The sequence below is a fragment of the Streptomyces sparsogenes subsp. cuspidosporus genome, from assembly GCF_039532705.1.
In the GTDB taxonomy this organism is placed as follows: domain Bacteria; phylum Actinomycetota; class Actinomycetes; order Streptomycetales; family Streptomycetaceae; genus Streptomyces; species Streptomyces sparsogenes.
The window spans coordinates 1-21,981 of the sequence record NZ_BAAASD010000002.1; the positions used below are offsets into that span (position 1 = coordinate 1).

Consider the following 21,981-nt stretch of genomic DNA (forward strand, 5'->3'; position numbering starts at 1 on the left):
ACGAATTCGGTGGTGCCGATCCCGAAGGCCCCGATGGCCAGGGCCAGGAGCGCGAGAGGCATGGGGACAGACCTTCCAAGCGATTGCGTTAGACGCTTACACTCGAAGACAATAGTTGCAGACGCCTTATAAGTGCAAACGCGGTATGACGCGCTTGAAGATTGTCGTCCCATGCAAGTATCGTGGGTGTCGCGGAGGCGGCTCGGGATGTCGGGCTCGAACCACTGGTCCGGGCTCTGCGGTCGTCGCCCACCTCGATGGCCGTCGCCGCCTGAAAGGGACACGTCCTGCTGCTGATCGACATCCTCTACGCCACCTATGCCGCCCGCCACTTCGACGACACCCTCCAGCACCTCAAGGAGACCTACGAGGCGGGCATCCGCCACTCGCGCTCCCCCGAAGCCCCGTCACCGGAGGGGTGAGGAGGTGGCTCCGGGGGAGGAACGCCCGCGCAAGAACGCTCCGCCGGCCTTCGCGACAAGACGTGGGGTGGTCTCATCGTGGTGGCCGAGTCACCGGTCACGCACGGGAGGCGAGGTGCCGCCATTGGTTCCACGTGTCGAGCCGCTTCTGATAGGCCGCCTCGACAACCGGATAGGGATAGCTGCCGAGGAAGAGCCGCAGGGGTGGTTCGTCGGTGTCGACGAGTTCGAGGACGAGGGCGGCGGTGCCTCGCGCGTCCTGGGGTGTGCGGGCGGACGCACCGGCCCGGCGCGCGGCGCGGACGGGTTCGTAGGCGGGGAGCGGCTCGGTATGCACCGCGGAGGCGCCCGACCAGTCGGTGCCGTAGGGGCCGGGTTCGACGAGGGTCACGTGGATCCCGAACGGAGCGACCTCCTGGGCCAGGGCCTCGCTCATCCCCTCCAGCGCCCACTTGGAGGCGTTGTACAACCCGAGTGTGGGGAAGGCGGCGAGGCCACCGAGGCTGGAGACCTGCAGGATGTGGCCGCTGCCTTGGGCCCGCAGGTACGGCAGGGCCGCCTGCGTCACCCACAGCGGGCCGAACAGATTGGTGTCGAGCTGCGCGCGGGCCTGTTCCTCGGTGGTTTCCTCGACCATGCCGAACAGGCCGTACCCCGCGTTGTTGACGACCACGTCGAGGCGGCCGAAGACCTCGGCGGCCCGCTGCACCGCGGCGGTCGCGGCGGTGCGGTCGGTCACGTCAAGGCGGAGCGGGAGGACGTCGTCCCCATGGGCGTCAAGGAGGGGTCGCAGGGTCTCGGGATCGCGTGCGGTGGCGGCGACGCGGTCGCCGCGGTGGAGAGCGGCTTCGGCCCAGATACGGCCGAAGCCGCGGGACGCGCCGGTGATGAACCAGGTCTTCATGGCATCGAGCCTGCGCCGTCCGCACCTCGACAGCCAGCACCCTTGCAGGGTTACCCTCGCATCATGGCGGCCGACAATCTCCTGGGAGACTTCCTCAAGGCCCGGCGGGGCCGGGTCGCTCCGGCGGATGTGGCGGTACCCGCCGGCGGACGTCGCCGGGTGGCAGGACTGCGCCGGGAGGAACTGGCCCGGCTCGCCGGAATCAGCGAGCCGTACCTGGTCCGGCTCGAACAGGGCGTCGACCGGCACCCTTCGCCCCAGGTGCTCCGCTCCCTCGCGCGGGCGCTGGACCTGGACGCCGACGCCTCCGCTCATCTGCACGCCCTCGTCGACCCCGCCCCCGTGTCGCCGTCGCGTACCGAGGTCTCCGCGGACGTGCACCGGCTGCTCGACGCGTGGGCGGACCGCCCTGCGTACGTCCGCGACCGGTGCTTCGACGTACTGGCGGCGAACAAGCGGGCCCGCGCGCTCGCCCCGATGTACGAGCCCGGGAGCAACCTGGCCCGAGCGGTGTTCCTCGACCCGGCGTCCCGCCGGCTCTTCCCCGACTGGGCGGAGGTAGCCGCGCAGACCGCGGCGGCCCTGCGCGCCGAAGCCGACCCACGCGACCCCAGAACCGTCCGCCTGGTCGCCGAGCTGGAGACGGACGAGGAGTTCCGCCGTCTGTGGATGCGGCACGAGACGCGGCCCGCCCGTGACGACCTCAAGCGCTTCGCGCACCCGGTCGCAGGCAGCCTCGCCCTACGAAGGCAGGCGCTCACCGTCGGCGGTGCCGAGCAACAGGTGATCATCGTGTACCAGGCGACGGCCGGGAGTCCGTCCGAAGCGGCCCTGACGCGGCTTTTGTGACGCGCGGACGTCTGCCGTTGGCCAGGGCACTCGGGGGCGACGCGCATCCTCATCGAGCACGACCAGTGCGTGATCGCCCGCGCCGACCAACGGCCGTGGCAGCCACGGCGGATCGCCGAAACGCATCCAGAGGGTGAAATCCTTCGTGGCAAAAATCCGAGGTTCCTCGGCACTTTCGTCACTGTCGGCCCGGCGGCCCACTTCATAGGCTTTCGGTATCAACCACCGAAAAGAAGGATGTCCGCATGCCCGACAAGAGCAATGACATGAAAAAGGTCACCCGGCGCACGATGCTGCAACGTGGTGCCGGCGTCGCCGCACTTGGCGCGGCATCAGCTCTGGCCACCACCGTGTCCACACCACCTGCCGCCGCGGCGCCGCGTGACAACGCCTCGCATTCTCGTGCCGACGCCCTGCCCGCGGCAGTGGCTGGAATCGGCATTCCCGACAGCAGATTGGCCCGGGAGGCAGCGGCGTTCGCGCGCAACGCGTCCTCCGAAACGCTCTTCAATCACGTCATGCGATCGTACCTTTTCGCATGCATCCTGTTCGACCGGCGCGGCATTCGCTACGACCGTGAACTCGTCTTCGTTTCCGCGGTCCTGCACGACCTCGGGATGGTCGAGGCGTACCAGACCCCGACCGAGCGCTTCGAAGTCGACGGCGCCGACGCCGCGCAGCGGTTCCTGGAAGGGCAGCGCATGCCCGCCGGCCGAGTGGCAGTGGTCTGGGACGCGATCGCCCTGCACACCAACGCCGGTATCGCGACCCGGAAGAGGCCGGAAATCGCCATGATCTCCGTCGGTTCACGGGTGGACTTCACCGGATACGAGCTTCAGAAAATCCCGTCCGACGCGCTTGAGGAAGTGCTTACCGTATATCCCCGGAAGGGCTTCAAGCAGAACGCACTGAACACCATGTTGTCGCTGTGCCGCACCAAGCCCATGGCGGAGCTGATGCACCCCTTCGCGGAGGTCGGCCGCCGTCACATCCCCGACTTCGCGGTGCCCACGGTGGAGGACATGTTGTTCGCCGCGCCCTTCGCGGAGTGAGGGAACTGCCCGCGGGCGGAGGCCGGCCGCCACGAGGGCGTGTCAGCTGAGGCGTCGCGACGAGACGATCCTGCTCGTCAACGCCTCCGCCCGGCGAACCCCCGCGGCCCTCGCCAGCCGCCCCGGGCCTGGCCGCCCGGCGCGGCCAGGCCCGGGCCGCGCGCTCTCATCCAGGCCTGGTCACTCCCGTCCCCGCCGGCTTCGAGGCAACTGTTCACAGCTTTTCGAAGGGGTCGTGCTCCGAGAGCAGCTTCTCCACCCGCGCCTGATCGACGCGGCTGACGATCTGCACGGCTTCCTGCCTGTCCCGGATCACCTTGGCCAGGGTGAAAGCGGAGGTCACCAGGTAGAGCACGGCGATGGCCAGGAAGCCGCGCACCCAGGCGTCGGCGTTCAGCCGGAAGATGCCGATGGCGGTGGCTGCCATGGCGACAGCGAAGGAGGCGACCGCTTGGCCGTAGAACGCGGCCGTACTCTGCTGTCTGACCGGTGTCTCACTCATGCGGACAAGGATCGGCGGACGTGGTCGACTCCGCATCCGCCCGGATACTCAGCGGGTACTCAGATGGATCCAGCCGTGAGAGCACCGAGACATGCGTCCGCTGCAACCGCAACAGGGCGTGGATCCACCCCGCGACTTTCTCCCCTGCTCAAGTGGTCAGCGGACGCTTCTGCGTGCAACCCGTTCCAGGTGCCTTCTCAGCGCAGTTGCTCGGCCAGTCCGACGATGTTGCCCTCCGGGTCGCGGATGTAGCAGAGCAGATAGCTGTCCTCGAACCGGGCGATCTCGCCGACGAGTTCGGCGCCGTGGGGGCGCAGGCGGGCGACGGTGTCCTCGATGTCGTCGACGGCGAACATGATGCGGTGCATACCCAGAGTGTTGTGCGGCTGGTTGCGCGGCCCGGCGCTGATCACCGCGGGGCTGCGGTACTTCGCCAGCTCGAGCCGGCTGTGGCCGTCCGGAGTCCGGAGCATCGCGATGTCACAGCGGACGCCGTCGAGTCCGGTGCACTGGTCGGCGAAGAGGCCCTCGACGGTCGCCCTGCCCTCCAGCTCCATACCGAGTTCCACGAAGAACGCGATGGCGGCATCCATGTCCTCGACGACGATGCCGACGTTGTCCATCCGCTGAATCGCCATGCTGGTTTCTCCTTCTTCCTCGTGCGGCCGGTGGTGGTCGCTGATGTCCCTGGGACGGAGCCGACGGCCCGTTCTCGACATTCTCAGACCGCCGAACTCCGAACCTTCCTCGACGATCCGCAGCGTGCGAACCGGGTGCCGCCCACGGTGACGACCTGGCTGATCTGCTCGGACGAGTTGTGCACGGACGGTGGACTGACGCGGTTCACAGGCATGATCAGCTCCTTTCAGGAGGAGGAGGGCGTACCCGCCCAGGCGGTCAGCGCCTGGACCCGCTCGTCCTCGCGCGCGCCGCCGTCGGTGGTACGGGTGGCCCACGCCACGTGGCCGTCGGGGCGCACGAGGACCTCGGTCACCCCGTCGAGGTCCGCGTGCTCGTCGTGCTTGTCAACGGTGACGGCCGTGACCCGCGAGCCCCAGCCTGTATCGACGGCCTCGCGAAGGGCCGGGTCCCCGGGCGGAGTGAGCAGAACGAAGCGGCCCTGGGGGAGCAGTTCGTACACCCGCGTCGCCTCCGAACCGGCGGCCGTCAGCCCGACATCGGGCATGCGCCGCCCCACCAGCGGATCGGCGCCCGGAACCGTCGGCGGATAGAAGGTGCCGAGCGCGGAGATCTGATCGGCGAGCCGGCGGTTGACCTCCGCCATGCCCAGCAGCTGGTCGAGGAGCTTGCGCAGGGCAGCGGCCGGGCGCTGGTACTGGGCGGTCAGCGTCAGCTCCGCCAGCAGAGTCTGCACCTCGGTGTTCTCGGTCACCGACTGGCCGACCGGCCGGCGCTCCCCGTCGTAACTGTCCAGCAGCCCGGGCGGGGCCCAGCCGTTGATCTCGGCGGCCAGCTTCCACCCCAGGTTCATGGCGTCCTGGAGCCCGGTGTTGAGCCCCTGGCCCGCCGCCGGGAAGTGGATGTGGGCGGCGTCGCCCGCCAGCAGGACGCGTCCCGAACGGTAGCTCTCCGCGAGCCGGGTGGCATTGCCGAAGCGCGACAGCCAGCGGGGCTCGGCGACCCCGCAGTCGGAGCCGGTGATCCGGGTGAGTGAGGTACGGAACTCCTCCAGGGTCACCGGCTCCCGGGCCGGCACCCGCAACCGCTCCGGATCCAGGTAGACGAACCGGGTGAGCCCTCGCTCCAGCGGCGCGACGATCACGCCTCGGGCCCGTGCCGCGTCGAGGGCGCCGGGCTGCGGGTCGACGACCGCGAAGTCCCCGAGCACCCCGGTCAGGGTCTCGTCGGTGCCGGGGAAGCCGATCCCTGCGGCCTGCCGCACGACGCTGCGCCCGCCGTCACACCCGACCGTGTAAAGGCCACGCACGGTCTCGGTGCCGCCGCCGGGGACGCGCGTCTCGACCTCGACCGCGTCGCCGTCCTGGCTCACGCCGAGGGTCTCGTATCCCCGGCTGATCTCCACCCCCAGCTCGCGCGCCCGCTCCTCGAGGATCGCCTCGGTGCGCGCCTGGGCCAGGAAGAGGGTGTAGCCGTGCCGGGAGTCGAGGGCGCTGAAGTCCAGCTGGGTGCGCAGCCCCGCGAAGTGCCAGCCCGGCACGGTCCGGCCGAGCGGGAGGAACCGGTCGAGCAGTCCCCGCTGGTCCATCAGTTCCACGCTGCGCGGGTGCAGGCTCAGCGCCCGCGAATGGGGCTGCGGTTCGGTGCGGCGCTCCAGGATCCGGGTCCGTACGCCCGCCAGTGCCAGCTCGCAGGCGAGCATCAGCCCGGTCGGGCCGGCGCCCACGACGATCACATCGGTGTTCATCGGGATGTCCCTCCTATTTAGTGAACGTTGTTCACGTGAACGGTGTTCAGTATAGTGAGGTCCATGACCACCTCGTCAAGCCCGACCAGAGGCCGGCCCGCCCGGCTCAGTCAGGCCCGCACCATCCAGACCGCCCTCGACCTGCTGGACGAGTCCGGACTCGACGCGCTGACCATGCGTCGGCTCGCCGATGCGCTGGGCGTCCAGGCCGGTGCGCTGTACCGCTACTTCGCGACCAAACAGGACCTGCTCACCGCGATGGCGGAGCGGATGGTCGGCGGCGTCGCCGACGCCGCCGGGCCGACGGGGGGCGGCGACTGGAGCGAGAGAGTGGCGCGCCTCGCCCGCGCGCTGCGTACGGCCCTGCTCGCCCATCGCGACGGCGCACGCGTCTTCGCCGGTACGCACTCGACCGGCCCCAACACCCTGGGCTTCGCCGACAGCCTCGTCGGCGTGCTGCGTGAGGCGGGCTTCGGGGACGGCGAAGCGGCGCGGGCGCTCTACTCGGTGACCAACTTCACCGTCGGCCACACCCTGGAGGAACAGGCCGCTCTCCGGCCGGGGGACGGGGGGCCCACCGATGCGGGGGCCCTGCACGAGGCGGTGGTGGCTGGGCAGTATCCGCACCTCGCCGCCGCCCTGCCGGCGCTCACCAGTACGGACTTCACGGCACACTTCGAGTTCGGACTGCGGCTGCTCCTGGACGGACTGCGCTCCGTCCGGCGGTGAGCCGACGGGCCGCGGAACGTGCTGATCGCGCAGAACCGGCACGGGCAGGTTGGTGATGACGTTGTCGCATGACGCGGGCGGGCTCGGCCTTCAGCCGAGCCCGCCACGCCGGCTCCGTACCGGAGCCGGACTCGTGTCACGCCGTCAGCGCTGCAGTGTCAGCAGACCCGGACGGTAGGGCAGCAGGCCGTAGTCGCCGCCGGAGTTGGGGTTGCGTCCCTGGTAGAGCAACTGCAGATGGCAGGGATCGACAGTCATGGTCTGATCGGGGCTGGTGCGGATCAGTTCGCCATGGCTGATGTCGTTGGTCCAGGTGGCGCCACTGTTGGCCTTGCCGGCGAAAGGATTGCTCTCGGTCGCGGCCTGGGGTGTCCATGAGCCGTTCAGGCTGGTGGCCGTGAACGAGCGGAAGAAGCGGCGGCCCTGCGAGTCGATCGCCTCGACGATCATGAGGTAGCGGTTCTGGCCCTGCAACTTGTAGACCTGCGGGGCTTCGAACAGGTTGTTCGTCGTATCGCTCATGACCACTGTCGACGTCGCGCCGAAGCTGCCCGGGAAGTTCCCGATCGGCATACTGGCCTGATAGATCTTGCCGTTGTCACCGGCGAAGAACAGGTACATGTTCGTCCCGTCACCGATGAGCGTCTGGTCGATGGGTCCTGTTCCGGAGCCGGAGATGCTTCCGGAGAAGAGCACCTGCTGGGATGACCAGCCATTCGGGTTGGTGGGGTCGCTCGACGTCCGGTAGGAGAAGGCGGTCCCACCCCACTGGTAGGCCAGCACCCAGATGTTCTTCGGCGCGAAGTAGAAGAGCGTGGGCGCGACGGTGGAGGCCGACATCGTGTTCTGACTGGCCGAGGCCATCTCCGACCAATTGGTGAACAGGCCGAAGTTCATCGAACCCCATCTCGTCCCCGTGTCGTGCGTCGTCGCATAGACGAGTTGCCTGCCGTTGTAGGGGACGACGGTGAAGTCCTTGAGCGAGACCCACCCCGGCTTGGGCTGCGCCAGCGCGCCCGTTGATGTCCAGCGGTATGCCGATGGAAGATCGCACGGGCTGGGGTTGCCCCCGCCGACCTTGACGAGCTGCCACTGCTGGTTGGTGCCGCCCCAGTCGTCGTACTGGACGACGTTCGCGTTGTCGGCGGTGGAGGCACCCTGTACTTCGAGGGCCTTGTCGCTGTGGCGCGAAATGAACCTCACATAGCCATCCGAGCTGTCGGCCAGTCGCCACTGCTGGTTGGTGCCGTTCAGGTCGGTCCACTGGACGATCGAGCCGCCGTTCGCGGTGGACCGGTTCTGGACGTCCAGGACCTTGCCGGAGTGGCGGGACTTGATGCGGTAGTAGCCGTCCCCGGAATCGACCAACTGCCACTGCTGCTGGTTCTGGTCGTTCCTGGTCCACTGGGTGATGCGGGCGCCGTCCTCGGTCGCCAGGTTGTAGACGTCCAGGGCCTTGCCGCTGTTGCGGTTGACCAGCACGTACGAGGCGTTGGGGTCTACGGTCGCCGCGCCGGCGGGCTGGGCGCCGAGGAAGGTGGCCACGAGCAGCAGGGGCGCGAGGGCGGCGAGTAAGCGTTTCAGACGGATCGGGGACGGGTGGCGAAACCACATAGGACGGCCTCCTTCGGGGGGGCGGGGGTGGGGTGACCTCGAGGAACCGCGGAGCGCACGTGCCGGGGACAGGGACAACCTCGGAAGTTTTCGGAGAATTACCGGACGCTTTGACGCCACAAGCTAGGAATGCGGGGCCCCCGGGTCAAGGCCTGTCGCCGATCTGTCCACAAACAGCGCCTCCCCGGATGGGCTTGAGGAGTCAAGCAAGCAGCGTCTGCGCGGCGCCCCGGCTCCGACTTCGGCTCTGGAATGTTTCGGGCGAAGAGCCGAAATTTTTCTGCGAGGAGTATTGACGATCCATCGTCAATGCCTCAATCATCCCTGCCTGAGGAAGCGGCCATGGTTCGAGATGTCGAACCCCGTCGGGCCTGGGCAATCTGTGCTGCACAGCAGATTCAGGCACAGCTGCACGACAGATCCGCGCACCACAGCACCTGCGCCACCCCGTTTCGCTCCACCGACGGCCGACCGGATGCGGCCCGTGCCGATGGGAGCGGACGACGCAATCCCCTGCGCTTCAGTCCTTCCGTGATTCCTACCTTGGAGGCACAGTCATGGGCTCATATGCCCGTCCCGGACCCGTTGTCCGCCAGAAGATCCGCGGCCTGCTGTTAGCGCTGGTCGTCGGCGCCCTCTGTGCGGTCGCCACACTGGCCGCGCCGCCGACCGCACACGCCGCCGGGAACACGCTCGGCGCCGCGGCGGCACAGAGCGGCCGCTACTTCGGCACCGCCATCGCCTCGGGCAGGCTGGGCGACTCGGCGTACACGACGATCGCGGGCCGTGAGTTCAACATGGTGACGGCCGAGAACGAGATGAAGATCGACGCAACCGAGCCGCAGCGGGGCCAGTTCAACTTCACCGCCGGTGACCGCGTCTACAACTGGGCGGTGCAGAACGGCAAGCAGGTGCGCGGTCACACCCTGGCCTGGCACTCCCAGCAGCCCGGCTGGATGCAGAGCCTCAGCGGCAGCACACTGCGCCAGGCGATGATCGACCACATCAACGGCGTGATGAGCCACTACAAGGGCAAGATCGCCCAGTGGGACGTCGTGAACGAGGCCTTCGCCGACGGCAACTCGGGAGGTCGGCGGGACTCCAACCTGCAACGCACCGGCAACGACTGGATCGAGGTAGCCTTCCGCACCGCGCGCGCCGCCGACCCGGCAGCCAAGCTCTGCTACAACGACTACAACATCGAGAACTGGACCTGGGCCAAGACCCAGGGCGTGTACGCCATGGTCCGGGACTTCAAGCAGCGCGGCGTACCGATCGACTGCGTCGGTTTCCAGTCGCACTTCAACAGCGGCAGCCCCTACAACAGCAACTTCCGCACCACCCTGCAGAGCTTCGCCGCCCTCGGCGTCGACGTGGCCATCACCGAACTCGACATCCAGGGCGCCTCGGCCACGACCTACGCCAACGTGACCAACGACTGCCTGGCCGTCCCGCGCTGCCTCGGCATCACCGTCTGGGGTGTGCGCGACTCCGACTCCTGGCGACCGGGGGACACGCCGCTGCTGTTCAACAACGACGGCAGCAAGAAGCCCGCCTACACCGCCGTCCTCAACGCACTCAACGGCGGCTCCACGACGCCCCCTGCGGATTCCGGACAGATCAAGGGCGTCGGTTCGGGCCGTTGCCTGGACGTGCCCAACGCCGGCACCACCGACGGCACCCAGCTCCAGCTATGGGACTGCCACAGCGGCACCAACCAGCAGTGGACGTACACCGACACCGGCGAACTCAGGGTCTACGGCGACAAGTGCCTTGACGCCGCCGGTACCGGCAACGGCTCCAAAGTCCAGATCTACAGCTGCTGGGGCGGCGACAACCAGAAGTGGCGCCTCAACTCCGACGGATCCGTCGTCGGCGTCCAGTCCGGCCTCTGCCTCGACGCCGCCGCAGGCGCCACCGCCAACGGCACCCTGATCCAGCTCTACTCCTGCTCGAACGGCAGCAACCAACGCTGGACCCGCACCTGAGGAGCCTGCCACATACGAAGCGGTGAATCGATGAAGACCTACGGTGCGGCTTCCCCCGCCCCTCCACGAAGACTTCGCTGATGGTCCCGGGTCGCCGCCGTAGGGGCGGCGGCCCTCGGATCGGCATGCTCGCCGCGGTGAATCCGGCGCCCGCCGAGGCGGCGACGGTGAACACCAATGCCTCCACGGCCGGGTGCAGGCGGGCGGTCGAGTGCACGGCCAACGACCGCGCGGCACAAAGGTCGCCCGGGCAAGCCGACCGCGCGAGTCGCTCTTAGGAGCGATGAAGAGCGACGCGCGGGCGCATAGTGTCGGGCGGATGAATGTGGTTGACGGCAAGTGGCCCAGGTGGGGCGCTGATGCCGGACTGGTTGCCCTGGCGTTGCTGCCGCCACTGCTGTCGCAGCCGTACGCCGACACGTCGGGGCCGGCGTGGGCGTCCCTCACCGGCTACGAGGCGGTGGCCGTGGTGGTGCTGGTGCTGCGACGGCGGGTGCCGGCGACGGCCTTCGTCGCCGGACTCGGTGCGCTCGTGGTGGCGCTGGTGACGAGTGCCGGCGAGGGGGGCAAGCTGACCCCGCTGGTCTTCGTGCCGCTCGCCGTGCTGCTCCACAACCTGGGCAGCCGCTACACCAGCTGGCCGCGCACCGGGGCGGCGCTGCTCGGCGGTGGTGTGATGGTTCTGGTCGGCTTGTGGCTGAACTGGATGACGGCCGGCGCCAGTGAGTTCCGGGGCGGTCTGGACGTCTTCGCCGCCCTGGCTCCGATGCCACTGGCGTGGGCGATGGGTTTCGCCGCACGTTCCCGGCGGGCGCTGCTCGTCGCGGCCGAGCAGCGGGCGGCCGAGGCCAGGCGCGCACAGCGCCTGGAGGCGGCGCAGGCCACGCAGCGGGAGCGGGCGCGGATCGCCCGCGAGATGCACGATGTGGTCGCCCACTCGCTCACCCTGCTCGTCGTGCACGCCGAGACTCTGCGGGCCCGCGGCGACGAGCTGCCCGACTGGGCCCGTGCCCAGGTCGACGGGCTGGCGGCGGCGGGCCGGCAGAGCAGTGGCGAGCTGCGTGACCTGCTGCGCATGCTGCGCGATCCCGCGGAGGCGGCCCCCTTGCAGCCGGTGCCCGGACTCGGTGAGCTGGGTGCCCTGCTGGACAGCCACCGCGCCGCGGGGGGGACGGTCGAGGTGCGGTTGGGGACGGCGGAGACCGCGCTGGAGTCGTTGCCGACTCCGGTACAGACGGCGGGGTACCGCATCGTGCAGGAAGCGCTGGCCAACGCCCGCCGTCACGCGCCCGGCGCGCCGGTCCGGCTCACCGTCGACGGCACAGCCGGCCGGCTGCGGTGCGAGGTGGAGAACAGCCGCGGGGCGCGGCGCGGCACGGCCGGTGCGGGGATCGGGCTCGGCCTGGTCAGCATGCGCGAACGGGTGGACGCGCTGGGCGGCGAACTGACCGCTGGACCGACCGGCGGCGGCGGCTTCCGCGTCGTGGCCACGATGCCGTTGGAGCATGCCGATGCCTGAGCGGATCAGCGTCCTCGTGGTGGACGACGAGCCGATCATCCGCGCCGGTCTGAGTGCGATCCTGGACAGTCAGGCCGACCTCACCGTGGCCGGCACCGCCGGGGACGGCGAGGAGGCCGTCGAGGCGTGCGCGCGGCTGAGGCCGGACGTCCTGCTGGTGGACATCCGCATGCCGCGCCGGAACGGGCTGTGGACGCTGGCCGAGCTGGGCCGCCGGGGGCTCCTCGGACCGGGGCGGAGCCAGGTGCTCATGCTGACGACGTTCGAGCTGGATGAATACGTCGACGAGGCGCTGGCGGCCGGGGCGTCCGGATTCCTGCTGAAGAACAGTTCGTACGAGGAGCTGACCGGGGCGGTGCGGGCGGCGGCGGCCGGGCACAGCGCGCTGAGCCCGGCGGTGACCCGCCGGATCATCGAGGGGCATCTGAGCGGCCGGCAGCGGCCCAGTGACCAGGACCTGGCCCGGTTGAGGGACCTCACCGAGCGGGAACGCGACGTGCTGCGGCTGGTCGGGGACGGGCTGAGCAACGCCGAGATCGCCGACCGGCTCGTGGTGAGCCTGCACACGGTGAAGACGCACGTCAGCCGCATGCTCGCGAAGACCGGCTGCCAGAGCCGGGCGCAGGCGGCGGTGCTGGCCAGGAACACGCTGTCCTGACGCGTTCTGACCGGTTCCGAGGCGTCCTGGCATTCCTGACGGGCCCCCGCATGTCCCGACGCTCCTGCCGGCCGGGTCACTCCTTGTCATTCCTTGGAGTGACCCGGCGCCCACGGGAAGCCCGCCATCGAGCGATGTGCCGGGTGGCTGCCGCTGGCTGAATGGTTGCTGTGCGGGCGGGGCCGCCACCAGGACGGTCAGCGGGAAGAACACCCGGGTCCCGCCGCGCGAAGCAACCGTCATGCGCCGAAGGGAACTGCCATGTCCGCACACACACCGTCTCGTCACCAACTCCTGTGCGGGGTGGTCACCGTGGCGTTGGCGACCTGTATGAGCGCGGTCCTGACGGGCTGCTCCGACGCGGAGCCGGAGGCGGGGCCGAACGGGGCGAAGACCACGGTCGAGCAGGGCACCTCGGCTGACGGGCGGCTGGCCGACCTCGCGCGGAAGGCGGCGGAGGGGGGTTCCCTGGGGGTGATCGTCCGGATCGACCGCGGCAAGGGGGCGCCCGTGGAGATCGCGCGGCAGGCCGCCTGGACGAGGGACGATCACCGCATCGCCGCCACCGACCAGTTCAGAGTCGGGTCCAACACCAAGACGGTCACCGCGACCCTCGTCCTGCAACAGGTCGCCGAGGGCAGGATCAGCCTGGCCGACTCGGTGGAGAAGTGGCTGCCCGGACTGGTCGAGGGCGGTGAGAACATCACCGTCCGGATGCTGCTCAACCACACCAGCGGTCTGGGTGACTTCCTGTTGACGCCGGAGTTCCTGCCCTCCCTCACCGGCCGGCAGCAGCGCACCTGGCGGCCGGAGGACCTCCTGGCCATCACGCCCGAGCAGGATCCGCCGGCCAAGCCCGGTGAGAAGTACTCCTACAGCAACGCCAACTACGCGGCCCTCGGGCTGATCCTGGAGAAGGCGACCGGGAGTAGCCTGGCCGAGCTGGTCGAGCAGAAGATCACCAAGCCGTTGGGGATGAAGGACTCGTTCCTGGCCACGAACGCCGACTGGCCCACCGGGAAGCAGCACGTGACCGGCTACGAGCCGGACGCCGAGCGCCTGAAGGACATCCTCTCCCCGACCGTGGAGCTGCCCGAAGGCGTCGGATTCAAGGGCCCCGAACGTCCCGAGGGCAACATCGACACCGCCGCCATCGACCCGAGCTGGGCCTGGGCGGCGGGAGCCATGGTCTCCACCGCACAGGACTGGCAGCGCTTCCTGACCGCGCTGATGTCCGGCGAGCTGCTGCCCAAGGCCCAGATGAAGCAGATGCGCACCACTGTCGCCGCCCCCGAGGAAGGCGGCGGTTACGGACTCGGCCTGATGAAGGTCAACACGGCCTGTGGCACCGTCTGGGGGCACACCGGCGGCCTGCCCGGCTATTCCAGCGAGATCTACACCGACGCCGGCGGACACCGCAGCGTCGCGGTCCTGACCAGCACGAACTTCGGCATCAAGGAGAAGGCGGCCGCGACCGCGAACAAGGCCCTCGTCGAAGCGGCGGCCTGCCGCATGCTGGGCAGGTCGCTGCCTGCGGAGGGCCCCGGCGAGTGACGCGAGTGACCACCGAGGAGATCCTGGAATTCCTCGCGTCGCCTTGCGGGTGGCGGCCTTGCCTCGCGGGCCGGACCGCGCCCGGTTGCGGGGCGTTTCCGTAAGGCGGCGGTGAGCAGCCTCGTGCACAACGGGGCCCGGCAGTCGCGGGAGCGCCGATTCCGGGTCGGGCCTGAACGACGGCCAGTGGTGCGCACGAGTCGGGATCGCCGACGGCACCACGTTCGCACACTGCAACAGGCGGACCATGGACGGCGTCGATCCCCGGCTCGCGCGGCGGCTGACAGCGGCCGCGGCCCGGTGGCCGCGGCCGCTGTCGGCCCGGCGGCCCGTCGACGACCTGCCCGGCCGTCCGCCCGCGGCCGGGGCGACATGGCTCGGCCGCGCTCGTCCAGGGTGGTCGGTCCGCGCAGGCGTGAGCGTTTGCGAGGGCTCAGGGGGACGTGGTCCAGCGTGGCGCGGTCTCGGCCCACTTGGCGTCCCACTGGGCGAGATTGCGCCGGCGCAGGACCACGGCGACGCCGCGGTAGGCGGCGGCACCGGCGAGGGTCACGGTCAGGAAGGCGACGAGCCCCCAGCCCATGGTCCGGCTGCGGATCTTATCGGCGGGCATGGGCGGCTCGGCGATCGCTCCGTCCGCGTCGACCCACACGTCGACGGAGCTGCCCGCCCTGAGCCCGGGCAGGACGTCGGTCTCGGCGGTGCGGATCCGTCCGGCCGGGTCGGTGTAGCGGACCGTGGCCGGATAGCGGTTCTCTCTCGCCTCCGCCGACCCGGGCTCGGGATGGTCCGGGGCGTCGTGGGTGAGGACGGCGGTGGTGAGGCGCAGGTTCTGCCTCTGGTGCTCGGCGGCCGCGCGGTAGTGCCGGTGGGCGGCGTCACCGATGGCGAACGTGGCACCGAGCCCCAGGATCGGTACGAGCAGCAACATCACCAGGGCGATCCGGCCCTGGAGGCGGTCGGTGCGCCGGTACAGCGGATTGTGCCGCCAGCGCCACAGCGACAGGGGGTGCACGAGCTGGTGGTGCGGGGGATCAGGGGGCTGTGCGGGTGGTGGCACGCCGGACACTGTGGTTCTCCTTTCCGGGGCAGGGGGTGGCGTACAGCAGACCCCGACCGGTGAGGCGGCGGGGTCAGGGGGAGGGCAGCGGGGCCGGCGACGTCAGCGGACGAGCGGGCCGGGCCCCGGTGGGGACGCGCCCCTGGCCGACGGATGCGCGTGCACGGCCCGCAGCATCTTGGCGGCGCCGCGGATCGCCGCGGTGTGTGGTGTGGGAACCGCCCGCAGGGGCGCGTGGGTGCCGCCGACGAGCCGGCGAGTGAGGTCGGGGCGCAGTGCGCCGCCACCGGCCAGCAGGGCACCCCGGCTCAGGGCCTCGGCGGTGAGGGACGTGCGGTCCTGCCGGAGCATGGAGGTGATCATGGTGCTGATGGCTTCGCTGATCTCCGCCGTGGCGTCGGCGTCTGCGAGGCCGGTGGTGCCGGCGAGGTCGGTGGTGCCCAGGGCGGTGCGGCGGGCGTCGAAGACCAGGCCGTCGACGAGGAGGACCACCTCGGTGAGGTGGGCGCCGATGTCCACCACGAGCAGCGGCAGGGAGAGGTCGGCGCCCGCGGCCAGGGCGATGGCGCGCGCGGTGGGGACGGTCAGGACCGCGCGGGGGCGGAGCACTTCCACGGCGGCGCGGGCCCGTTCCCGGTAGGCGGGGCCGTCCAGCACCGGCGCGGTGACCATCACCAGCGGGCGGGTGAGGCGGGGCAGGCGGTGGCTGAGGAGCCGGTCGAGCATCCGGGCCGTTCCCGGAACGTCGACGATGGCGCCGCGCTGGACCGGGTACACCGCCCCGGCGCCGGGGAAGGTGATGGTGGGTACGTCCAGGACCATCCCGCGGCCGGCTATCCAGGCGCGAGTGCGGGCGCTGCCCAGGTCCAGGGCGAGGCCGCAGCAGTGCCGGCACAACGGCCAGGGCCGGTGCCGGTGCCCGGCGGGGGAGCCGGACCGGAAGGGACGACGGACGATCATCGTCCGGCCTCCCGCACCTGCTGGCACCGTGCGCAGTAGCGGGCCTGTGGAACGATCATCAGCCGGTCGCGCTCGACGGGGCGACGGCACAGATGGCACGTGCCGTAGCGGCCCTCGGCGATGCGTCGCAGCGCCGCCTCCACGTCGGCGAGGACCATGCGCGCGGAGGCGGCGACTTTGACCTGTACTTCGGCCTGTGCCGCGGAGCGGCGCCGCAGCAGGTCCTCGGCGCGGGGCGGCGCGGCGATCTGCCGCAGCTGTTCCTGGCGGAACAGGCGCTGTTCGTGGAGGTTCTCCCGCAGCGCGGCGAGGTCCTCGGGCGACAGGTGCGCGGCACGGTCGCCGATGGTCTGGTGGTTCACCACTTCACCCCTTTGAGCAGGGCGGAGACGAAGACAGGGGGCGGACGGGGCGGATCAGGCGGTGGCGCGGCCCTGGCAGGCGACGCAGTACCGGGTGTAGGGGAGGATCTCCAGGCGTTCGGCGGGGACGGGCTTGGCGCAGCCCTGGCAGGTGCCGTAGGTGCCCTCCTCCACGCGGGCGAACGCCTCGTCGATCTCGGTGAGGACTCGCTGGATCGCCTCCCTCTGCGCGGACACCAGATGGGCGTCCGTGCTCGGGGCGCTCTCGTCGAGGGCACGCAGCTGAGCCAGGCGGCTGTTGCGGGCGTGCTCGAGGCGCTGACGGGTTTCATGAGAGGTCAGCCGTCCGGGGCGGGGACCGGTCTGGGCGGTGTCGAGCGGCACGACGATGTCCTTTCGCGAAAGCGCGCCGGGCGCGGCAGTGGCCGCCCGGTCCACCGGCCGCGGTCTCCACGACCGCGAGCACTGGCCGTACCGGACGGCTCGATCACCTTCGACTCTGCTGGACCCGGCGTCGGAAGCCCATCGGGCGCGGACCCCATTTGCCCGGGGCAGCGGTGACCACGGGGCGATGGCGGGGGAGGGCGCATGGGTACCCGATGACCTCGGATATGGGTGACGGGCCCCATCGACCGCGCGCGGTGCGGGAGGCAGGCTGGGTCAGGCTCGGTCGTGATCAGTCGCGGCTCCGCCGGGGTGCGACGGGCGACAGTGGAGATGAGCGACAGTAGAGCTGATCACACGTGGAGCGCAGAAGGAGGAACGTCCCCGGTGTCGCTGTTCTGGCGGATCTTCGGACTCAACGCCCTGGTGCTGGGCACCGCTACGGCGCTGCTGCTGTGGGCGCCGGTGACCGTCTCCGTGCCGGTGGTGCTGACCGAGGCGATCATCCTGGTCGGCGGTCTCGCCGTCATGCTGGTCGCCAACGGCGCCCTGCTGCGCTGGGGCCTGGCCCCGCTGGACCGGCTGACCAGGCTGATGACCACCGTCGACCTGCTGCGCCCGGGTCAGCGGCTGCCCGTGCCCGGCGCCGGCGGCGGGAGCGAGGTGACCGAGCTGATCCGCACCTTCAACGCCATGCTCGACCGGCTGGAGCACGAGCGCGCCACGTCCAGCGCCCGGGCGCTGCTGGCCCAGGAGGCGGAACGCCGCCGCATCGCCCAGGAACTGCACGACGAGGTCGGGCAGAGCATGACCGCGATCCTGCTGGTGCTCAAGCGCGCCGCGGACGACGCCCCCGAGCCGCTGCGCGGGGAACTCCAGCAGGCCCAGGAGATCACCCGGGAGAGCCTGGACGAGGTCCGCCGCCTGGTGCGCCGCCTGCGGCCCGGCGTTCTGGACGACCTGGGCCTGGTCAGCGCACTGACCTCGCTCACGCAGGACTTCGCCACCCACACCGGGCTGCGGGTCGTACGCCGCCTCGATTCCGATCTGCCCGCCCTCGACCAGGAGAGCGAGCTCGTGCTGTACCGGGTGGCCCAGGAGAGCCTGACCAACGCGGCCCGCCATGCGGACGCGCGGCAGGTCGAGGTGAGCCTGCGCCGGGCGGGCGAGACGGTGGTACTGGAGATCGCCGACGACGGCCGCGGCATCGAGGCCGCCTGCGAAGGCGCCGGGATCCGCGGCATGCGCGAACGGGCCCTGCTCGCCGGGGCCACCCTGGACATCACCTCGACGCCCGGCACCGGTACCCGGATCCGCCTCATCACACCCGCCCCCAGGAAGCAGCTCTGACCATGCCCGACCCGACTCCGCACGGACCCACCACGGCCTCGGCACCGTCCTCCCCGGCCGGGAAGCCGATCCGTATCCTGCTCGCCGACGACCACGCTCTCGTACGCCGCGGCGTACGGCTGATCCTCGACCGGGAATCCGACCTGGAGGTCGTCGCGGAGGCCGGGGACGGTGCCGAGGCCATCGAGGCGGCCCGGAGCCAGGAGATCGACCTGGCCGTGCTGGACATCGCCATGCCGCGCCTGACCGGTCTTCAGGCCACCCGGGAGCTGGCGGCGCTCAAGCCGGGTCTGCGCATCCTGATGCTGACGATGCACGACAACGAGCAGTACCTGTTCCAGGCACTCAAGGCCGGGGCCTGTGGCTATGTGCTGAAGTCGGTGGCCGACCGCGACCTGGTCGCCGCCTGCCGGGCCGCGATGCGCAACGAGCCGTTCCTCTACCCCGGCGCGGTCACCGCCCTCATCCGCAACTACCTGGAGCGCGTCCGCCACGGAGAGGAAGACCCCGACCAGCTCCTCACCCCTCGTGAGGAGGAGGTCCTCAAACTCGTCGCCGAAGGGCACTCCTCCAAGGAGATCGCCGAGATCCTGTTCATCAGCGTCAAGACCGTGCACCGCCACCGGGCCAACCTCCTGCACAAGCTCGGTCTGCACGACCGGCTGGAGCTGACCCGCTACGCCATCCGCGCAGGTCTCATCGAACCCTGACGCCCGCCCCCGACCGGCCCCCCGAACGCCGGGCACCCGCAGGAAGTCGAGCACCCCGGCAGGAAGGGGACGGTGCATGCGCGCAGCATCCCGCGGCACCCCGACCGCAGTTCACCCGCTCGCGGGGACGCTCATCGCGCTCCTCGCGGTCCTGCTGGCGTGGGTTCCCGCAGGTGCCGCGCGCGCCGCCTCCGCCCCGGTGCCCGCCGCCTCCGCCCCGGTGCTCCATCCGGCCCCGGCGGCCACGGGCGCGGAGCGCCCCGACACCGGTCCCCACGCGGACGACCCGTGTGCCGTCGGCTGCGCGGCCCAGGCCAGGGTCCGCCACGACCACCTCGGCGAGCGCCCGTGCCCACCGGATCACCACGCCGCCGACCCCCCTCGCGCGGCTGCCGGCCCGGCTGCCGGTACCCGTGCTTCAGCGCCTTCCGCGTGCGCACCCGTCTCTCCCGGCCGGTCGGCCCACGACCGCGGCCGGGCCCCGCCGGCACCCGCAGGTACCTGACGCGACCCATCACCCTTTCCTCCGTCGCGGCCGCGCGGGCCGCTGCCGCGGCGTGCCTGCGGAGGCTCGTCTTGAAACGCCGGAACAACCGCCGGAACAATCGTGGGAACAACCGCCGGAACAACCACACCAAATCCTTGCGCGTGCGTGCGCTGCTCGCCCTCGCGGTGATCGCCGGATCGCTGGCCATCGCCCTCACCACGCCCGTCCGCCTCGGCCTCGACCTGCGCGGCGGCACCCAGATCACGCTGGAGACCCGCTCCACCCCCACCACTGATGCCGACGCCGCGGCCACCGACCGCACCCTGGAGGTGCTGCGCGGCCGCATCGACGCGCTCGGCGTCGCCGAACCGACCCTCGTCCGCTCCGGCGACCACCGCATCCTCGTCGAGCTGCCCGGCGTTCATGACCCGAAGAAGGCCGCCGACGTGCTGGGCCGCACCGCGCAGCTCACCGTCCACGCGGTCCTCGGCCCGGCCCGGACCGCCGACGGGGCCACCGCCCCGGCGACCGATCCGGCCAAGGAGCGCGTTCTGCCGGACGACTCCGGACAGCCGCTGCGCCTGCGGGCCGCCGAGCTGACCGGACGGGACGTCGAAGGTGCCGACGCCCGCTTCGACCAGCAGGGCGGTGCCGGATGGCACGTCGCGGTCGACTTCTCCAAGACCGGCCAGGACAAATGGCGGCAGGTCACCGCACGGGCCGCCTGCCACCCGGCCGGTGACCCGCAGCGCCGGGTCGCCATCGTCCTCGACAACAAGATCATCTCCTCGCCGCAGGTCGACCCCTCCGTACCGTGCGGGACCGGCATCCCGGGCGGCAGCACCCAGATCACCGGCTCCTTCGACGGCACCGAAGCCCGCGAACTGGCCCTGCTCATCTCCGGCGGAGCCCTGCCCGTACCGGTCGAGACCGTGGAACAGCGCACCATCGGCGCCACGCTCGGCGACGCGGCCATCGAGGCCGCGGCCTGGGCCGCCGGCATCGGCACCGCGCTGACCGCGCTGTTCATCATCGCCGTCTACCGGCTCATGGGCCTGCTCGCGACCGCGGCCCTGGCCTGCTACGCCCTCATCTCCTACGCCGCCCTGGCCGCGCTCGGCGCCACACTGACCTTGCCGGGCCTCGCCGGGTTCGTCCTGGCGATCGGCATGGCCGTGGACGCCAACGTCCTGGTCTTCGAACGGACCCGCGAAGAGTACGCGGCGCGCAGCCGCCCCACCCCCCGATCGGCGCTGGCGGCCGGGTTCCGCGGAGCCCTCAGCGCGATCGCCGACTCCAACATCACCACATTGATCGCCGCGGCTCTCCTGTTCGCCTTCGCCTCCGGCCCGGTGCGCGGCTTCGGCATCACCCTCGCCATCGGCGTCCTCGCATCGATGGTCAGCGCCCTGGTGATCAGCCGGGTGCTCGCCGAGTACGCGGCCAACCGCCCCGCGGTCTTCCGCCGACCCCGCGTCACCGGCATCGCGAGCACCGGCTGGGTCCGCGACCGGCTGCTGCGCCGCGACCCGTTCCTGATGCGCCGTCCGCGCCGCTGGCTGGCCGCCTCCGCCGTACTCGCCGTCATGGCCGCGTCGGGCATCCTCGTCCGCGGCCTGGACTTCGGCATCGAGTTCACCGGCGGCCGGCTGATCGAGTACGCCACCAGCACCTCCGTCGACCCGGACCGGGCCCGCACCGCCCTCACCGACGCCGGGTTCCCCCGCGCGGTGGTGCAGTCCTCCGGTGACACCGGGCTCACGGTGCGCGCCGAGAACCTGACCAACGCCGACGAGGCCACCGTCACCGAAACCATCAGCGACCTCGGTGGCGAGACGAAGAAGGTGCGCGACGAGCTGATCGGCCCGAGCATGGGCGACGAGCTGCGCCGCAACGCCCTCATCGCGCTCTCCCTCGCCCTGGGCGCCCAACTGCTGTACCTCGCGGTGCGGTTCCGCTGGTTCTTCGGGACCGCGGCCGTCGTCGCGCTCGCCCACGACGTGGTGATCCTGATCGGCGCCTTCGCCTGGCTCGGCAAGCCCATCGACGGGGTCTTCCTGGCCGCCCTGCTGACCGTCATCGGCTACTCGGTCAACGACTCCGTCGTCCTCTTCGACCGCGTCCGCGAACTGCTCGCCCGGGACCGCACCACGCCCTTTCCGCGCCTGACGAACCGGGCGATCCTGCAGACCCTGCCCCGTACCGTCAACACGGGCATGGGCGCGGCACTCATCCTCACCGCCCTCGCCGTCCTCGCCGACGACACCCTCGCCGACTTCGCCCTCGCCCTGCTCATCGGCCTGGCGGTCGGCACCTACTCCTCCGTCTTCACCGCCGCCTCACTCACCACCGAGCTGTACCCGCCGCGGAAGGCGTCGCGGCCGCGGCCGTCGCGGTCCACCCGGCGGCACTCCCCCTCGGGGCAGAACGCGGTGGCGACTTCCGAGAAAACCCCTCAATACCCGGGCTGAGTTCCGGAACCCTACGGCCG

General features: G+C 70.9%; 21 protein-coding genes. 10 read left to right on the plus strand and 11 right to left on the minus strand.

All coding sequences use genetic code 11. The features are described 5' to 3' along the window. Together ABFY07_RS02810 and ABFY07_RS02815 are read right to left on the minus strand one after the other, a co-directional pair. Nucleotides 1–386 (minus strand): hypothetical protein (locus ABFY07_RS02810; RefSeq protein WP_346172873.1); only part of this gene is annotated, 386 nt, incomplete at its 3' end. Nucleotides 387–519: 133 nt separating this feature from the next. Beyond that, a complete protein-coding gene (locus ABFY07_RS02815; protein WP_346172874.1) occupies nucleotides 520–1,326 on the minus strand; it encodes an SDR family oxidoreductase in 807 nt (268 codons plus the stop codon). Between the two features lie 63 nt (nucleotides 1,327–1,389). On the opposite strand from ABFY07_RS02815, the gene ABFY07_RS02820 reads away from it, so the two are divergent. Both ABFY07_RS02820 and ABFY07_RS02825 read left to right on the plus strand, forming a co-directional pair. Next, a complete protein-coding gene (locus ABFY07_RS02820) occupies nucleotides 1,390–2,175 on the plus strand; it encodes a helix-turn-helix domain-containing protein (RefSeq protein WP_346172875.1) in 786 nt (261 codons plus the stop codon). A 245-nt stretch (nucleotides 2,176–2,420) separates the two neighbouring features. Beyond that, nucleotides 2,421–3,227 (plus strand): HD domain-containing protein, encoded by an 807-nt coding sequence (locus tag ABFY07_RS02825; RefSeq protein WP_346172876.1) that lies wholly within the window; start codon nucleotides 2,421–2,423, stop codon nucleotides 3,225–3,227. 214 nt (nucleotides 3,228–3,441) lie between these two features. On the opposite strand, the gene ABFY07_RS02830 is transcribed toward ABFY07_RS02825, so the two are convergent. The 4 genes from ABFY07_RS02830 to ABFY07_RS02845 all read right to left on the minus strand — a co-directional run bounded on the left by ABFY07_RS02830 (nucleotide 3,442) and on the right by ABFY07_RS02845 (nucleotide 6,115). Beyond that, nucleotides 3,442–3,729 (minus strand): YiaA/YiaB family inner membrane protein, encoded by a 288-nt coding sequence (locus tag ABFY07_RS02830; RefSeq protein ID WP_076971172.1) that lies wholly within the window; start codon nucleotides 3,727–3,729, stop codon nucleotides 3,442–3,444. Nucleotides 3,730–3,926: 197 nt separating this feature from the next. After that, nucleotides 3,927–4,367: a VOC family protein gene (locus ABFY07_RS02835; protein ID WP_346172877.1), complete on the minus strand. Its 441-nt coding sequence runs from the start codon at nucleotides 4,365–4,367 to the stop codon at nucleotides 3,927–3,929. A gap of 83 nt (nucleotides 4,368–4,450) precedes the next feature. After that, on the minus strand, nucleotides 4,451–4,582 hold the full coding sequence (locus tag ABFY07_RS02840) for a hypothetical protein (RefSeq protein WP_346172878.1): 132 nt from the start codon (nucleotides 4,580–4,582) through the stop codon (nucleotides 4,451–4,453). 12 nt (nucleotides 4,583–4,594) lie between these two features. Further along, complete coding sequence (locus ABFY07_RS02845; RefSeq protein WP_346172879.1) at nucleotides 4,595–6,115, minus strand: monooxygenase; 1,521 nt, start codon at nucleotides 6,113–6,115, stop codon at nucleotides 4,595–4,597. Nucleotides 6,116–6,178: 63 nt separating this feature from the next. On the opposite strand from ABFY07_RS02845, the gene ABFY07_RS02850 reads away from it, so the two are divergent. Continuing rightward, nucleotides 6,179–6,844, plus strand: coding sequence for a TetR/AcrR family transcriptional regulator (locus ABFY07_RS02850; protein WP_346172880.1), 666 nt, complete (start codon nucleotides 6,179–6,181; stop codon nucleotides 6,842–6,844). A gap of 144 nt (nucleotides 6,845–6,988) precedes the next feature. Here the strand turns inward: ABFY07_RS02850 and ABFY07_RS02855 are convergent, their stop codons facing one another. Next, a complete protein-coding gene (locus ABFY07_RS02855) occupies nucleotides 6,989–8,458 on the minus strand; it encodes a non-reducing end alpha-L-arabinofuranosidase family hydrolase (RefSeq protein ID WP_346172881.1) in 1,470 nt (489 codons plus the stop codon). Between the two features lie 557 nt (nucleotides 8,459–9,015). Between ABFY07_RS02855 and ABFY07_RS02860 the strand changes: the two genes are divergently transcribed. The 4 genes from ABFY07_RS02860 (at nucleotide 9,016) to ABFY07_RS02875 (ending at nucleotide 14,177) form a co-directional block, all read left to right on the plus strand. Then, nucleotides 9,016–10,446 (plus strand): endo-1,4-beta-xylanase, encoded by a 1,431-nt coding sequence (locus ABFY07_RS02860; RefSeq protein ID WP_346172882.1) that lies wholly within the window; start codon nucleotides 9,016–9,018, stop codon nucleotides 10,444–10,446. A 319-nt stretch (nucleotides 10,447–10,765) separates the two neighbouring features. Further along, nucleotides 10,766–11,965 (plus strand): sensor histidine kinase, encoded by a 1,200-nt coding sequence (locus ABFY07_RS02865; RefSeq protein WP_346172883.1) that lies wholly within the window; start codon nucleotides 10,766–10,768, stop codon nucleotides 11,963–11,965. Next, nucleotides 11,952–12,623, plus strand: coding sequence for a response regulator (locus ABFY07_RS02870; RefSeq protein ID WP_428836846.1), 672 nt, complete (start codon nucleotides 11,952–11,954; stop codon nucleotides 12,621–12,623). The genes ABFY07_RS02865 and ABFY07_RS02870 overlap by 14 nt, the downstream gene beginning before the upstream one ends. Before the next feature lie 261 nt (nucleotides 12,624–12,884). Continuing rightward, nucleotides 12,885–14,177 carry a serine hydrolase domain-containing protein gene (locus ABFY07_RS02875; protein ID WP_346172885.1) on the plus strand — a complete coding sequence of 431 codons (1,293 nt, stop codon included), beginning with the start codon at nucleotides 12,885–12,887 and terminating at the stop codon, nucleotides 14,175–14,177. 433 nt (nucleotides 14,178–14,610) lie between these two features. Here ABFY07_RS02875 and ABFY07_RS02880 read toward each other — a convergent pair whose 3' ends face one another. The 4 genes from ABFY07_RS02880 to ABFY07_RS02895 form a co-directional block, all read right to left on the minus strand. Further along, the gene (locus tag ABFY07_RS02880) at nucleotides 14,611–15,237 is read right to left on the minus strand and encodes an Rv1733c family protein (protein WP_346172886.1); all 627 of its coding nucleotides are present in this window, start codon (nucleotides 15,235–15,237) and stop codon (nucleotides 14,611–14,613) included. 102 nt (nucleotides 15,238–15,339) lie between these two features. Further along, on the minus strand, nucleotides 15,340–16,197 hold the full coding sequence (locus tag ABFY07_RS02885) for a rod shape-determining protein (protein WP_346172887.1): 858 nt from the start codon (nucleotides 16,195–16,197) through the stop codon (nucleotides 15,340–15,342). Then, complete coding sequence (locus tag ABFY07_RS02890; protein WP_065968238.1) at nucleotides 16,194–16,562, minus strand: TraR/DksA family transcriptional regulator; 369 nt, start codon at nucleotides 16,560–16,562, stop codon at nucleotides 16,194–16,196. The genes ABFY07_RS02885 and ABFY07_RS02890 overlap by 4 nt, the downstream gene beginning before the upstream one ends. 51 nt (nucleotides 16,563–16,613) lie before the next feature. Next, nucleotides 16,614–16,943 (minus strand): TraR/DksA family transcriptional regulator, encoded by a 330-nt coding sequence (locus ABFY07_RS02895; RefSeq protein ID WP_346172888.1) that lies wholly within the window; start codon nucleotides 16,941–16,943, stop codon nucleotides 16,614–16,616. 387 nt (nucleotides 16,944–17,330) lie between these two features. Here ABFY07_RS02895 and ABFY07_RS02900 point away from each other — a divergent pair, with 387 nt between their 5' ends. From ABFY07_RS02900 to secD, 3 genes are all read left to right on the plus strand, one after another. Next, on the plus strand, nucleotides 17,331–18,293 hold the full coding sequence (locus tag ABFY07_RS02900) for a HAMP domain-containing sensor histidine kinase (protein ID WP_346172889.1): 963 nt from the start codon (nucleotides 17,331–17,333) through the stop codon (nucleotides 18,291–18,293). Nucleotides 18,294–18,295: 2 nt separating this feature from the next. After that, nucleotides 18,296–19,003 (plus strand): response regulator, encoded by a 708-nt coding sequence (locus ABFY07_RS02905; RefSeq protein WP_346172890.1) that lies wholly within the window; start codon nucleotides 18,296–18,298, stop codon nucleotides 19,001–19,003. A 648-nt stretch (nucleotides 19,004–19,651) separates the two neighbouring features. Next, nucleotides 19,652–21,961: a protein translocase subunit SecD gene (secD, locus tag ABFY07_RS02910; protein WP_346173116.1), complete on the plus strand. Its 2,310-nt coding sequence runs from the start codon at nucleotides 19,652–19,654 to the stop codon at nucleotides 21,959–21,961. The last annotated feature ends 20 nt before the right edge of the window (nucleotides 21,962–21,981 follow it).